General features: G+C 55.2%; 10 protein-coding genes and 1 tRNA gene. 9 read left to right on the top strand and 2 right to left on the bottom strand.

Annotated elements, in window-relative coordinates; all coding sequences use genetic code 11:
- Positions 1-121: 121 nt before the first annotated feature.
- The 8 genes from dgcA (at position 122) to K6123_RS07975 (ending at position 10,070) form a co-directional block, all read left to right on the top strand.
- Entirely contained in the window at positions 122-2,185 is a 2,064-nt protein-coding gene (gene dgcA, locus K6123_RS07940) for a dimethylglycine demethylation protein DgcA (RefSeq protein WP_221796253.1), read from the top strand.
- 21 nt (positions 2,186-2,206) lie between these two features.
- Entirely contained in the window at positions 2,207-4,138 is a 1,932-nt protein-coding gene (locus K6123_RS07945; RefSeq protein WP_221796255.1) for a (Fe-S)-binding protein, read from the top strand.
- A complete protein-coding gene (locus K6123_RS07950) occupies positions 4,138-5,457 on the top strand; it encodes an electron transfer flavoprotein subunit alpha/FixB family protein (RefSeq protein ID WP_221796258.1) in 1,320 nt (439 codons plus the stop codon). The genes K6123_RS07945 and K6123_RS07950 overlap by 1 nt, the downstream gene beginning before the upstream one ends.
- Positions 5,447-6,358 carry an adenine nucleotide alpha hydrolase family protein gene (locus tag K6123_RS07955; RefSeq protein ID WP_221796261.1) on the top strand — a complete coding sequence of 304 codons (912 nt, stop codon included), beginning with the start codon at positions 5,447-5,449 and terminating at the stop codon, positions 6,356-6,358. The genes K6123_RS07950 and K6123_RS07955 overlap by 11 nt, the downstream gene beginning before the upstream one ends.
- Positions 6,359-6,688: 330 nt before the next feature.
- Complete coding sequence (gene choX / locus K6123_RS07960) at positions 6,689-7,666, top strand: choline ABC transporter substrate-binding protein (protein WP_221796265.1); 978 nt, start codon at positions 6,689-6,691, stop codon at positions 7,664-7,666.
- A 778-nt stretch (positions 7,667-8,444) separates the two neighbouring features.
- Positions 8,445-8,726 (top strand): hypothetical protein, encoded by a 282-nt coding sequence (locus K6123_RS07965; RefSeq protein ID WP_221796268.1) that lies wholly within the window; start codon positions 8,445-8,447, stop codon positions 8,724-8,726.
- Positions 8,727-8,814: 88 nt separating this feature from the next.
- A complete protein-coding gene (locus K6123_RS07970; protein ID WP_221796271.1) occupies positions 8,815-9,375 on the top strand; it encodes a CBS domain-containing protein in 561 nt (186 codons plus the stop codon).
- Positions 9,376-9,605: 230 nt separating this feature from the next.
- Positions 9,606-10,070: a hypothetical protein gene (locus K6123_RS07975; protein WP_221796274.1), complete on the top strand. Its 465-nt coding sequence runs from the start codon at positions 9,606-9,608 to the stop codon at positions 10,068-10,070.
- 122 nt (positions 10,071-10,192) lie between these two features.
- Here the strand turns inward: K6123_RS07975 and K6123_RS07980 are convergent.
- A tRNA-Gln gene (locus K6123_RS07980) sits at positions 10,193-10,267 on the bottom strand.
- Between the two features lie 213 nt (positions 10,268-10,480).
- Between K6123_RS07980 and K6123_RS07985 the strand changes: the two genes are divergently transcribed.
- A complete protein-coding gene (locus tag K6123_RS07985; RefSeq protein WP_221796277.1) occupies positions 10,481-12,559 on the top strand; it encodes a DNA topoisomerase III in 2,079 nt (692 codons plus the stop codon).
- Positions 12,560-12,626: 67 nt separating this feature from the next.
- Here K6123_RS07985 and K6123_RS07990 read toward each other — a convergent pair whose 3' ends face one another.
- On the bottom strand, positions 12,627-14,180 hold the full coding sequence (locus K6123_RS07990) for a sigma-54-dependent transcriptional regulator (RefSeq protein ID WP_221796280.1): 1,554 nt from the start codon (positions 14,178-14,180) through the stop codon (positions 12,627-12,629).
- Between the last annotated feature and the right edge of the window lie 184 nt (positions 14,181-14,364).

Below are 14,364 nucleotides of genomic sequence, written 5' to 3' on the forward strand. Positions count from 1 at the left end.
CCCAACAAGAGATGGGCGAGGCCCATCCTACGGTCTCCGGTTCACTGAACAATAGCCGGAGCAAAGAATTTTCCAACCCCGCTCAACCGTGATGGCGGGGATTAGTGAGAGAGCCGAACTCATGTCCCAGTTTGATATTTTGTTCCAGCCGCTGAACATCAATAAGCTGACCATTCGTAACCGTATCGTCAGTACTGCTCACGCTGAGGTGTATGCCACCGATGGCGGTATGACCACTGACCGTTATGTGAAGTACTACGAAGAAAAAGCCAAGGGTGGTGCGGGCCTGTGTATTTGTGGTGGTTCTTCGGTGGTGTCCATCGACAGCCCGCAGAGCTGGTGGAGTTCGGTGAACCTGTCTACCGACCGTATCATTCCTCACTTCCAGAATCTGGCTGATGCCGTCCACAAGCATGGCGGCAAGATCATGATCCAGATTTCCCACATGGGTCGTCGTTCCCGTTGGGACGGTGAAAACTGGCCGAACCTGATGTCTCCTTCCGGTATCCGTGAGCCGGTTCACCGCGCGACCTGTAAAACCATCGAAGTGGAAGAAATCTGGCGTGTGATTGGCGATTTCGCCAAGGCTGCTGTGCGTGCCAAAGAAGGCGGTCTGGACGGTGTGGAACTGTCTGCCGTGCACCAGCACATGATTGACCAGTTCTGGTCGCCACGGGTGAACAAGCGTACTGATGAATGGGGCGGTACTTTCGAAGGCCGTATGAAGTTCGGTATCGAAGTGCTGAAAGCCGTGCGTGAAGCGGTTGGCCCTGACTTTGTTGTCGGCATGCGTATCTCCGGTGACGAGTTCCACCCGGACGGTTTGAACCACGAAGACATGAAGAAAATCGCCGCGTATTACGATGCCACTGGCATGGTGGATTATTTCGGCGTGGTTGGCTCCGGTTGTGATACTCACAACACGCTGGCTAACGTTATTCCAAACATGAGCTACCCACCTGAGCCATTCCTGCATCTGGCTGCTGGTATCAAGGAAGTGGTGTCTGTGCCGGTTATCCACGCCCAGAACATCAAGGATCCAAACCAGGCCAAGCGTATTCTGGAAGAAGGCTACGTGGACTTCGTCGGTATGACCCGTGCTCATATCGCTGACCCGCACTTCATCGCCAAGATCAAGATGGATCAGGTTGACCAGATTCGTCAGTGCGTCGGTGCCAACTACTGTATCGACCGTCAGTACATGGGTCTGGACGTGTTGTGTATCCAGAACGCCGCGACTTCCCGCGAATACATGGGTCTGCCGCACATCATCGAAAAAACCACCGGTCCAATCCGTAACGTGGTGGTGATTGGCGGTGGTCCTGGTGGTATGGAAGCAGCTCGTGTGGCTGCCGAGCGTGGCCATAAGGTGACGCTGGTTGAGAAAGCCGACGAACTGGGTGGTCAGGTGACTATCGCTGCCAAGGCACCTCAACGTGACCAGATGGCGGGTATCACTCGCTGGTTGGCGATGGAACTGGATCGCCTGGGTGTGGATGTGCGTCTGGGTACTGCAGCCAACGCCGATATGGTTCGTGATCTGAAGCCAGACGTTTGTATTCTGGCGACTGGCGGCCGTCCATTCCTGGAGCAGAACCCGCACTGGGGTGCTGAGGAAGGTCTGGTGGTATCGACCTGGGACATCCTCAACGGCACCGTTGAGCCAGGCAAAAACGTACTGATCTACGACACCATCTGTGAATTCTCCGGTATGTCTGCAGCCGATTACCTGCTGTCGAAAGGCTCGCTGGTTGAACTGGTGACTGACGATATCAAACCGGGTGTTGGCATCGGTGGTACTACCTTCCCGACTTACTACCGTTCCCTGTACGAGAAAGAAGTCATCATGACTTCCGACCTGATGCTGGAGAAGGTGTACAAGGAAGGCGACAAGCTGGTCGCTGTGCTGGAAAACGAATACACAGGTCAGCAGGAAGAGCGTGTAGTTGACCAGATCGTGGTGGAAAACGGCACTCGTCCAAACGAAGCGCTGTACTACGAGCTGAAGGCTGAATCTCGCAACAAGGGTCAGATCGACGTTGAAACCCTGTTCGATATCAAGCCGCAACCTGTCCTGGCTGAAAGTGGTGAAGGCATGATCCTGTGGCGTCTGGGTGACTGTGTGTCCCAGCGTAACACCCATGCTGCCATCTACGACGCCCTGCGTCTGTGCATGCACCTGTAATCTAGCCGCGAGGATCCCAGGATGCTGGAGTCTGTCATCCCCTGGCTGCTGGCCGGGTTCATAGCTGTACTAGTGGCAGGCATGCTGCGCCGCATTTCGCTGTGGCGCGCTGGCCAGCCGCAACAAGTTAATCTGGTGGCTGGCCTGATGGCCATGCCACGCCGTTACCTGGTCGACCTCCACCATGTGGTCGACCGTGACAAGGTGATGTCGAACACTCACGTGGCCACCGCCGGTGGCTTCGTGGCGTCGATGCTGCTGATCATTCTGGTGCACGGCTTTGGTCTCGACAGCGTTTGGCTGGCGCGAGCACTGCTGCTGACCACTGTGGTGATGTTCATTGGTGCGCTGTTTGTATTCCGTCGCCGTCTGAACCCGCCTTCACGGCTGTCCAAAGGCCCGTGGATGCGGCTGCCAAAAAGCCTGCTGACGTTTGCTGCGACCTTCTTTGTGGTGTCGTTGCCAGCGGCTGGTGTGCTGCCTGACGGTTTTGGTTCTGGCGTGCTGGCGTTCATTCTTTTGGCCGGTATTGTTGCCGGTCTGGGTGAAATGCTGTTCGGCATGGGCTGGGCAGGTCCGATGAAACACGCCTTTGCGGGCGCGCTGCACCTGGCTTTCCACCGTCGTCCGGAGCGTTTTGGTGGCGGCCGTTCGACTGGTCTGAAACTGCTGGATCTGGACACTTCCAATGGCAAAACCCTCGGCGTGGCCAAACCGACTGACTTCAAATGGAACCAGCTGCTGGGCTTCGACGCCTGTGTGCAGTGTGGCCGTTGTGAAGCCATGTGTCCGGCCTTTGCGGCTGGTCAGCCACTGAACCCGAAAAAACTGATTCAGGATATGGTTGTCGGTCTGGCGGGTGGTACTGACGCCAAATATGCCGGTTCTCCATACCCTGGCAAAGACGTGGGTAACGCCAAGGGCTCACCGATTGAGGTGATCACCGAAGGTCTGGTAAGCCAGGAAACCCTGTGGTCCTGTACTACCTGTCGTGCCTGTGTGGAAGAGTGTCCGATGATGATCGAGCACGTTGACGCCATCGTCGACATGCGCCGCTTCCTGACGCTGGAACAAGGCTCTACCCCGGGCAAGGGTTCTGAAACCCTGCAAAACCTGATTGCCACTGACAACCCCAACGGCAACGACCCGCAAAGCCGTAGTTGGTGGGCGGCTGACCAGAACATTCCGCTGATGTCTGAAAAGAAAGAAGCTGATGTGCTGTTCTGGGTCTCTGACGGTGCTTTCGACATGCGTAGCCAGCGTATCCTGCGTTCGTTCGTGAAGATTCTGAAAGCGGCCAATGTGGACTTCGCCTACCTCGGTGACGAAGAACGTGACTCCGGCGACGTTGCCCGTCGTCTGGGTGATGACGCCACCTTCCAGAGCCTGGCCAAGCGCAACATTGCGACCCTCAAGCAATACAAGTTCAAGCGTATCGTTACCACTGATCCGCACGCGTTCCATTGCTTGAAGAACGAGTACCCGGACCTCGGCGGTAACTATGAAGTTCTGCACCACACCCGTTTGATCAACGAACTGGTGGCTGGCGGCAAGATCAAGCTGGATGCGCTGACCACTGCGGGCACAGTGACCTATCATGACCCTTGTTATCTGGGCCGTTACAACGGTGAGTATGATGCTCCGCGTGATGTTCTGAAAGCCATGGGCATCGAGCTGGCTGAGATGGAACGCTCCGGCTTCCGCTCACGCTGCTGCGGTGGTGGTGGTGCGGCTCCGATCACGGATATTCCGGGTGAACGTCGTATCGCTGACATGCGGATGGACGACATTCGTGAAACCGGTGCCGATCTGGTAGCCGTGGGTTGTCAGCAGTGTACTGCGATGCTCGAAGGTGTGGTTGAGCCTCGTCCACAGGTGCAGGACATTGCCGAAATGGTGGCTGCCCAGCTGGTCGAGATTGAGCAACCTGCAAGCAAGCGTGAGGTGGCCTGATGAGTGATGTGATTCGTAAAGACCCTCGCAAGAACTGGATTCTGCGTAACCGTCTGCACCCGCTGCATGAACAGGTTGTCGCCGAAATGAACGGACCGGCCGCGGTGGTTCGCGGCCCGTCCGGGCTGATTCGCAAGAATCCACACGCGGTTGGTTTTATTGGCCCGAATGGTATCAAGCGTATTGACCGTCTGGGTGGTTCCGGTTCGGCCGCGGCTTCAGCCAAACGCGAGCAACAAGAGGAACAACTGCCAATCATCGCTATCGAGCAGCCACAGTCGTATGTGGTTGTGGTGGTCGATGCGGCTAACGGTGAATTGTCTGCTCACGACCGTGATGTTCTGGGTCAGGCACGTCTGCTGGCCGATGGTCGTGCTGAGAATACTGCCGTCGTAGCGTTGGTGTTTGGTGCGCTGAAGGCTGCGCTGGGCGAAGCCGCCAACCCGGACCATGCATTTGGTCTGGCCGGTGCTGACCGTGTGATGCTGTTTGACGACGAGTGTTACGCCGGTTTTGCACCAGAGCAACAACTGGAAGCCATGCTGGCGGTTGATCGTCAGTTGTCTCCGGTTAACTGGCTGTTCCCGGATACCCACCTGAGTGGTAACGATCGCGCCCTGCGTCTGGCAGCCCGACTGGGTGAACGCCCGGCTATGCACGCCTGGCAGATTAAGGACGGCAAGGTCACCAGTCGTGGTGGCAGCGAAATGACCGACATTACCCGTGATCTGGCTGCGGCGACTGCGCCACGCATTCTGGCGCTGGCATCCGAATGTGCCTTGCCCGTCGATGAAGCGCGTTACGAAGCCCGTTTGCTGCCACTGCCATCGGTACCGAATGCCATGGTTCGTATCAAGGATGCTGGTGCTGTGGCGGTGGATCCAAATCAGATCGCCATGGGCGAAGCGGAATTTATTCTGTCGGCCGGTAATGGTATTCACGACTGGGATCAGTTCCATGCGACGGCTGCTGCTTTGGGGGCGACCGAAGGTGCTTCCCGGGTGGCTGTGGATAACGGCTTTATGCCGCGCTTCCGCCAGGTCGGTGCTACCGGTACCTGGGTTACTGCGCGTGTCTATATCGCCGTCGGTATTTCTGGTGCGGTACAGCATCTGCAGGGGATTGGTTCCTGTGAAAAAGTGATCGCCATTAACACCGATGCCGGTTGTGACATGGTTAAACGCGCAGATCTGAGTGTGATCGGTGACAGTCAGGAAATCCTGGCAGCGCTGAAAGCCCGGGCTGAGCAAGGGGCCGTTGCGGTTTCTGAGCCGCAACAAGGCAAAGCTGACGGGGAGAGCAACCACAATGTCGCGTGATTCTATCAAATCGCCAGCAGCCACTCTGGCCAGCAATCTGAACAGCTCAACCGGCCAGACCGGCAAGCCGCTGACGATCACGACTCTGGTATCGGTGGGACAGCATCCCAAATCCGGCCGTGCTCGTGTGGCTGATCAGGATGCCAAGGCACTGGAACTGGCACTGTCGCTGTCGGCAGGAAAGGGCACGGCGGCTGTTGGCAAAGGCGAGGCTGGCGCAGGCAAAAGTCAGATAAACCTGATCCATGCAGGTACCGCGACCGCTGAACAGCAACTGGTGCTGCGCGGTTATCTGGGTATGGGCGTTGGCCAAATGCGGGTGCTGAAACAAAGCGACGGTGCGGATGTGATTCCGGTGCTGGTCGATGCGGTACGTAAAAGTGGCTCTGATGTGGTGCTGACGGGTAGCCGTGCCGAAGCCGGTGAAGGCTCCGGTATGACGCCGTATCTGGTTGCCCAGTCACTCGGCTGGCCAATGGTTCCGGCAGCGGTAGAAATTACCGCTGTGGGCTCAGGGGAATTTGAGATCCTGCAAGCCCTGCCACGTGGTCAACGTCGCTTGCTGAAAGTCCGTGCGCCGTTTGTTGCCAGTATTGATGCCGCCGCCGCTGAAGCCCGTCAAACGGCCTGGGCGGCCGGTCAGCGGGGTGCGTTGGAGCATATGACGTTGTCATCCAACGATGATGCGGTACTGGCTGAAGCAGCCGTTGAACCAGCTCGCAAACGTCCCAAGCGTATTGCCCGAGCCAAAAAGGCCAAAACGGCAGCGGATCGTTTCAAGGCTGCAACGGCCAAGTCGGCATCGAAAGGTGGTGCTGTGCTGGTCAAGGAAAGTGCTGAAGAAAAAGCCGAAGCGATTTATCAGATGCTGCTGAGTCAGGGCGTGCTGAAAGCGCGTTAAGTGGCTTTTTTGATCTGATTTGCTCTGATCTGGTATCTGGCAAGGCTTGTGTCAGATACCAGTGGCTTGCTGGCATGGCCGCACTATCTCTCGATAACAAAGCTCGCATATATCAAACCTGACCTTTTTGTGAACTACCTCTCGTCTTTGTCGCCACTGTCCCATTTAGCACCCGCTCATAAATTCTCTGATCACCAATGCGGCATTTTGCGACGCATACGAGCAACTGCCGATTTGTATATTCCGTGATCATTTGCTGGTAGTTGGCTGGCAAGATCAGTCAGTTGAAGGTGTCCACAGAGGTACCGCTATTGTCTCGGAGGGGAACGAATGAAACATCTCACTAAACTTTTTCTGATCGGACTGACTGCTGTAGCGGGTCAATTTGGCGCTGTTGCCAGTGCCCAGGCTGACCCGGCCAGTTGCAAGAGTGTCACCCTGGGGCTGGTTGAATGGACCGACCTTGAGGTCACCAGTACGGTGGCGGAAGTACTGCTGGAAAAACTTGGCTATGAAGTTCACACCGTTACCGACAGTGTTGGTGGTGTGTACGGCCAGATGGCAGCCAAAGACGCTGATATTTTTCTCGGCAACTGGATGCCTGCCAACGCCAGCGTGATTGGCCCGTTTCTGGAGAAGGGGCAGCTGGAAGTGCTGGAAACCAATCTCAACGGTGCTCTATATACCCTTGCTGTGCCGAAGTACGTTTATGACCAGGGCGTGACCAGTGTGGCTGATCTGGCCAAATATGCTGACAAGTTTGAAAACCGCATTTATGGGCTGGAGAAGGGCAACGGTGGTAATGCACTGGTGCTGGATATGATTAACAAGGACGCCTTCGGTCTGAAGGATTTTGAACTGATTGAAACCTCTGAACGACTGATGCTGGCGCAGGTGAAGGGCAAAACCAAAAAAGGTGAGTGGATTGCTTTCCTGGCCTGGACACCACACCCGATGAATCGCAATTTCGACATTGCCTATCTGGACGGTGCTGATGACTATTTTGGCCCGGACAAAGGCAGTGCCCATGTGCGTACCATTGTGCGTAAGGGTTATGAAACCGAATGTCCAAACGTTACCCGTCTGCTGACTAATCTGACTTTCTCACTGGATATGGAAGAGAAAGTGATGGATCAGGTGATGAACGGCTTTGTACCAACCAAGCGGGCGGTGCGGATGTGGATGAACCAGAACGAAGTGCAGCTTTCCCATTGGCTGAACGGCGTGAAAACCATCGACGGCCAGGTTCCCAACAGCATTGAAATGGCCAAGGCGCTGGAAGTCGGCTGGGGCCGTTTGAAAGACTGATCACGCTCCGGGTGGCGGGCGTTAGTAATATGGTCGCAGGCGAGCAAATTACCCGGTCTTCCCAAACGAGCCTGCGAGATTTGGGATCCATGCGGCGTAGAAAATGACACCGCCGTCTGGATTCCAGAGCGAGTCTGGAATGACGAGTATTCGAGTGCGTGAATACGCCAGATGCCAGCAAATTACCCCGTCTTCCCAAACGAGCCTGCAAGATTTGGGATCCATGTGGCGTAGAAAATTGCCACCGCCGTCTGGATTCCAGAGCGAGTCTGGAATGACGTGTATTCGAGTGCGTGAATACGCCAGTCCCCACACGCGCAAACTACCCCGTCTTCCCAAACGAGCCTGCGAGATTTGGGATCTATGCGGTGTAGAAAATTGTCCCGCCGTCTGGATTCCAGATCGAGTCTGGAATGACGAGTATTCGAGTGCGTGAATACGCCAGATGCCAGCAAATTACCCCGTCTTCCCAAACGAGCCTGCAAGATTTGGGATCCATGCGGCGTAGAAAATTACCCGCCGTCTGAATTCCAGAGCAAGTCTGGAGTGACGTGTATTCGAGTGCGTGAATACACCCGACAATTCTGTTTCAGGCCCAATCTGTCCTGTTTGCCACTGGCGGATTGAACTTTCCTCTCCTACATTTACTCAACAGATGACTATTCGATGACACAGATCAATATTGTCATGAATGGCGTTACCTGTTGGTGAATTGACTCTCTCCGGTTCAGCAACAGGACTTTTCTTTTTCCTGGCCTGCTGCAGGCGGAGGATGTGGATGAAGCGGTTAATTTTGTTGTTCGGCTTATTGCTGAACTTCATTGTTATGCCCAATGCGGAACCCCTCGGGTTTTCCGTGGCGTCTGCGTCTTCCGATCCCGTCAAACTGCTGGTAGCTGGTGATGACAACCCGGATACCGATCACCTTGCACTGGTGTCGAATCCTGATCTTGTTGCGGTTATTCCCCAACACTGGATTGCCAACCCGAACCTGCTGGTTGGCACGTACGATGCGCACACTGAATGGCGTCGTGCCCGAGCTCCTCCCGCGAGCTGTTGATTCTGTCTCTCTTACATAATTAACACGTACTCAGACCACTGGCGCATTACCTGTCCCTGTCGCTGGTGGTTCCGCAGGAGAATTACCTATGCATAAGCTGAAATTGCACTCCGTATCTGCCATTGATGAACTGGCGCGCCCTTCCCACACCGTTCATATTTCCCTGGCCAGCCCAGCGGAAGCCTTTTTTACCGACTTCAATAAGACCGAACCTCTGGTGATCGATGCCATCGTCCCGGCCATTGAAGCGCGTAAAATGATGATCCGCACCCATGTACGGCTGAAGCTGGTGGTGGACGAGCTGGGGCAGTTTGTTGGCGTGATTTCTGCCGAACAGCTGTCAGACCAGCAGATTCTGCAGGAGGCGGCGAGTACTCATGGCACTCGTAACGACGTATTGGTTGCTGACCTGATGCTGCGCAAGAAAGATCTGGCGGCGTTTGATATCAGTGAAGTGGAAAAATCCACCATTGGTGATGTAGTGAACTTCCTCCGCGATGTTCATCAGCAACACTGTCTGGTGCTGGATTCAGAGAACCACAAGATTCGCGGCATCTTTTCCGCCAGCGATATCTCTCGCAAACTGCGGTTGCCACTGGATATTCAGGAGCAATCCAGCTTTGCCCGGGTGTTTGGCGCGGTATCCTGATAGCGGCCCATTCCGCGCTGCTTATTCCACACAGGTGCGGGCGAGAGCCCGCCTTCCTTACCCTGATTCTTTTCCCCGATTTTTCGCGACTCTTTTTCGCCGTTGTTACCAACAACGGTAACACTCGTTCATTGATTACAAAGTGGGCCCATATTGCACCTGACATGTGTCAGACCAGTGTGTTTATACTAAAGGTGTAAAAGTTAGATGTGTTTTCAGGCAGGACTATCATGGCTGGCTTGTTTGTACTGGTAAGCTGCCCTGAGCGGCGTTATCAGTTTCCTTTCCGACTGCATTCTCCGGCAGATATTAATCAGGCCTTGTCACAGGCCGCACTCAAATACCGGACTTCCTCCTGGCCGGAGCAGGCACGGCTAAACCAGTGGATGCTGGATCGGCTGGAAGATCGCCAAGGGCTGATTCTGGCTTCGCGGCAGGATCAGGATGCCGTCAGGGCGTTACGGGATGCGCGCGAGCTGTTGTTGACCGAAGGCAGTCTGCAGCTGGGAATTCGCCCTTTGAGCGGTTCGCTGGCGATCAGTGTTGGTATTGAATCCGGGCCGGATTCCTATTTTCTTGATGTTGAACGTTTTCCATTGCCTTTCAAGCCGCTGACGTCGGTGCGGGCGGCGGAATTGTGGCGGCGGATGGAAACCCTGGAAGAAACCTTTGCTGGTATTCAGATTCAGCGCTGATATCAGCTCCGCTGGCTGAGCATGGCAAGCTGGCGGAAATGACAAAGCCCCGACGAATTTACAATGAATGTCAGATCAGTAAAAAAACAGTTGGAAAAAAGAGAGATAAAACAGAAGATTAATGGCTGAGGTGGTAGGACTCGAACCTACGAATGACGGGATCAAAACCCGTTGCCTTACCACTTGGCGACACCCCAGCAGAGTGAAAAGCACTGAATACTTTTCGAGAGAAGTTCAAGCTGTGCCTCAACTTCAGGTCGCGCATACTATCAGTGGAAAAATACTTCCGCAATATCAAAGTGTTGGAAAAATCGAAATAATTTGATTTTTTTTCGTAAGTCGCTGGCAAGGCTTCCACTGAACCCGCAAATTCGTTAATTTCACTGGACGTTTAACCAGTATTTTAGCTCATGCGCCTGTTTATCGCCGAAAAACCCTCTCTTGGACGAGCCATCGCCGCCGTATTGCCCAGACCTCATCAGAACGGTGAAGGCTTCGTGCGGGCGGCCAACGGCGATGTGGTGAGCTGGTGTATTGGCCATTTGCTCGAACAGGCGGAACCGGATGCCTACAATCCAGTGTTCAAACAATGGCGGCTCGATCATCTGCCGATTGTGCCGGAGCAATGGCAGCTGCAACCCAAAAGCCAGACTCGCAAGCAACTCACGGTGCTACGCAAGCTGGTGAAAGACGCCAGCTCGCTGGTACATGCCGGCGATCCGGATCGTGAAGGCCAGCTGCTGGTCGATGAAGTCATCAGTTTCCTGAAAGTCCCACAAGCCAAAAAACAGACCATGCAGCGGTTGTTGGTCAGTGACCTCAATCCGCAGGCGGTCAGCCGCGCCTTGCAGCAATTACGTCCTAATAGTGAGTTTGTACCTCTGTCTGTGTCGGCGCTGGCGCGCAGCCGGGCCGACTGGTTGTACGGCATCAATCTGACCCGGGCCTGCACCATCAAGGGTCAGCAAGGTGGTTTAAAGCAAGTATTGTCGGTTGGCCGGGTACAAACACCGGTTCTGGGACTGGTGGTGAAGCGGGATCAGGCCATCGATGAATTTGTCTCACGGCCGTTTTACGAAGTGCGGGCGGCGATTCATCTGGATGCCAACCAGCCACTGGCGTTTTATGCCAAATGGCAGCCCAGTGAAGCCTGTGCCCCACATCAGGATGAAGACGGCCGGGTGCTGAATCCCAAGCTGGCTCATAACGTTGCCAATCGTATTCGTCAGCAGCCTGCCAACGTCGACAAGGTTGAGCGCAAGGAGAAACAGCAACCAGCGCCCTTGCCCTATAACCTGTCAGCGCTGCAAATCGATGCTGCCAAAGCCTTTGGCCTGAGTGCCAAGGCGGTACTGGACGGCTGTCAGAACCTCTATGAAAAACATCAGCTGATCACCTATCCGCGTTCCGATTGCCGCTATTTGCCAAATGAGCATTATGCTCAGCGTCATGCGGTGGTGAAGGCGATTCAAACCTCTGTCAGCAGTGACAGGCAACTTGGCACTGTCGCCGGGCAGGCTAATCTGGGTTTGCGCAGCAAGGCCTGGAACGACAGTAAGGTCGGTGCTCACCATGCCATTATTCCTACCGAAAAGTCGTTTGATATCAGCAAGCTGGGGCGTGTTGAACAGCAGTTGTATGGCCTGATCGCCCGTCAGTACCTGCTGCAGTTTTATCCGGCTTATCGTTATGCCGACCATAAAATTGAACTGACCATCGCTGGTGGTTTGTTTGTTGCCAGCGAGCGTGAAACGCTGGATCCGGGCTGGAAAGCGGCCATGCCGGTGCGTAAAAAATCGGCTGGTAATGGCGGTAACAGTAGCAATAACGACGATGATGAAGATGAACCGGGGAATGGCCGACGCTTGCCAGCCCTGCAACCTGGCCAGCAAGTCTGGAGCGGTGAGCCGGTGGTAGACGAAAAGCATACCCAGCCGCCGGAGCCCTTTACCGACGCCACGCTGTTGGCGGCGATGACCGGTATTAACCGTTTTGTGCAGGATGCCTCGCTGAAGAAAATCCTCCGTGATACCGATGGCCTGGGTACCGAAGCGACCCGGGCTTCGATCATCGAACTGTTGTTCAAACGCCAGTTCCTGCAACGTCAGGGCAAACAGATTCGGGCAACCGAATTGGGCAAGGCTCTGATTGGCTCCTTACCGGAAAGCACCACGGTGCCGGATATGACCGCTCAGTGGGAGCGTCAGCTTAATGACATTAGCGAGCGGGTGCTGAACTACGACGGCTTTATGCAACCTATGTTAGGGGAGCTGAACCGACTGGTGAGTGAGGCCAGCCAGCTGGATATTCGCGCCTTTCAGGGCATTCAGGTGCCAGTAGCCGGAGCACGTCGGAAAACATCCGGAGGTTATCGGCGCAAGCCTGCTACAAAAAGCCCGACATCCAGAACCTCTACCTCCAGAACTTCGACCTCGAAAACCTCGACATCGAAAACAACTGGGCGAAGCCGCAAAAAAGCCGCCAGCTAGGGTCTGGAGTGGGAGCGCAGGCGTCCTGCCTAACGGCCTTGACGCGGACAACCAGTCCCTGATCCGTTCACTCTGGCAACTGGTAATAACTCCAGCGTCGTTCGCCCTGTTTCTGTAACTGACCTTCCTTGTACAACTTCTTCAGCAAGTACGACGCCCGGCTGTGATCTACTTGCAGCAGTTGCTGGGCACTGGTGTTGTCGATGCGGCCATGCTGGCGCACGTAGGCCAGCAGTTGTTGTTCGTCATTGCTGACCGGATTCAAGGGGGTTGGCGGAATCACTGCGGGGGAGGTGGCCACTGTCGTCGCTGCTGGCTCAGGCAGGCTGGCATCCAGCGGCTCGGCAAAATGCAGCTGTGGCAGGTCGATGCACTGGTCGCGGCAGGCGATCAGGGCGAATTCGATCATATTGCGCAGCTCCCGGACGTTGCCGGGAAAGTGGTAGCGGCTGAGGGCGTCGAGTGCCTGCTGGCTGATTCTGGGTGCCGCGCGGCGCATTTGCTGGCTCAACTGTTCAATAAAGTGCTGGGTCAGCAGGGCGATATCGCTGGAGCGCTGGCGCAAGGCCGGTAATTCCAGCCGGTAGCCGGTAAGGCGGTAATAAAGATCCTGGCGGAACTGCTGTTGCTGTACCCGTTGCAGCAGATTGACGTTGGTGGCCGCCACCACTCGCACATCGACACGCTTCTGGCGTTGGCTGCCAATCGGCGTCACGAGGCCATCTTCCAGCACCCGTAACAACTTGGTTTGCAGCGTCAGTGGCATGTCGCCGATTTCATCCAGAAACAGGGTGCCACCATTGGCTTGTTCGAAATAGCCAATGCGGTCGGACACTGCACCGGTATAGGCCCCCTTGCTGTGGCCGAAAAACTCGGCATCGGCCAGTTCCGCTGGAATCGCCGCACAGTTGACCGCAATAAAGGGTTTGTCGGAACGCTGGCTGCCGTAGTGAATGGCACGCGAAACCAGTTCCTTGCCGGTACCGCTTTCACCCAGTACCAACACATTGGTATCGGGTGCCTGTTGCAGATTTCGCAGCTGTTCCAGCAAGGCCAGGATACGACTGCTCTGGCCAACAAAAGCGTCGAGCCCCCAGCGGCGGGCTTCCTGTTGGGTCAGCGCGCTGAGGGTGGTCTGGCTGAGGGTCAGCTCGGCTTCTGCTCGCTGGCGGCGGTCGATCTGCTGTTGCAGCTCGCGATTGAGTTCTTCCAGCTGCTGGTTACGGCGTTGTAATTCCTGCTGCTGCTGCTGAATGGTTAATTGCGCCTGGATCCGTGCCAGTACTTCCTGGCGGTGCAGCGGTTTACTGATGTAGTCGATGCCTCCGGCTGCAAAGCCTTTTACCCGGCTGTCCGGGTCGGACAGGGCACTGAGAAAAATCACCGGCAGCTGCTGGCAGCCCGGCAGTTGTTTCAGTCGTTTGCAGGTTTCGAAGCCATTGATACCGGGCATCATCACATCCAGCAACACCAGCTGGGGAGGCATTTCAGCCGCCAGCTCAAGGGCTTCCTCGCCACTGGTGGCAATCGCCAGTTGCAGGTTGGATTCAGCCAGAAAGGTCACCAGGACATCGAGGTTATCCGGTTGGTCGTCAACGATCAGCAGGCGTGGCGGTGTCATGGCAGTGGTGATCCGGGATTAGGGTGAGTAGCTATAAGCAGCTATAGGAAGTTATACGAAACTATAAGCGATCTATAATGAATTGTTACTGATTTTTATAAGCGAGTTACACGAGAAATAGCTAAGGTTTTTATTAACCTATTGAAAGTAAAGGATAAAAATTAGTTGGCCCGATCCTGGCTAT

It is taken from the genome of Oceanobacter mangrovi (genome assembly GCF_019740315.1).
Classification (GTDB): Bacteria; Pseudomonadota; Gammaproteobacteria; order Pseudomonadales; family Oceanobacteraceae; genus Oceanobacter; species Oceanobacter mangrovi.

What these genes read in the sequence shown, in the direction of transcription:
- dgcA (WP_221796253.1), top strand. Translation starts at nt 122, where the DNA reads ATGTCCCAGTTTGATATTTTGTTCCAGCCGCTGAACATCAATAAGCTG.
- K6123_RS07970 (WP_221796271.1), top strand. Translation starts at nt 8,815, where the DNA reads ATGCATAAGCTGAAATTGCACTCCGTATCTGCCATTGATGAACTGGCG.
- K6123_RS07950 (WP_221796258.1), top strand. Translation starts at nt 4,138, where the DNA reads ATGAGTGATGTGATTCGTAAAGACCCTCGCAAGAACTGGATTCTGCGT.
- K6123_RS07990 (WP_221796280.1), bottom strand. Translation starts at nt 14,180, where the DNA reads ATGACACCGCCACGCCTGCTGATCGTTGACGACCAACCGGATAACCTC.
- K6123_RS07955 (WP_221796261.1), top strand. Translation starts at nt 5,447, where the DNA reads ATGTCGCGTGATTCTATCAAATCGCCAGCAGCCACTCTGGCCAGCAAT.
- choX (WP_221796265.1), top strand. Translation starts at nt 6,689, where the DNA reads ATGAAACATCTCACTAAACTTTTTCTGATCGGACTGACTGCTGTAGCG.
- K6123_RS07975 (WP_221796274.1), top strand. Translation starts at nt 9,606, where the DNA reads ATGGCTGGCTTGTTTGTACTGGTAAGCTGCCCTGAGCGGCGTTATCAG.
- K6123_RS07965 (WP_221796268.1), top strand. Translation starts at nt 8,445, where the DNA reads ATGAAGCGGTTAATTTTGTTGTTCGGCTTATTGCTGAACTTCATTGTT.
- K6123_RS07945 (WP_221796255.1), top strand. Translation starts at nt 2,207, where the DNA reads ATGCTGGAGTCTGTCATCCCCTGGCTGCTGGCCGGGTTCATAGCTGTA.
- K6123_RS07985 (WP_221796277.1), top strand. Translation starts at nt 10,481, where the DNA reads ATGCGCCTGTTTATCGCCGAAAAACCCTCTCTTGGACGAGCCATCGCC.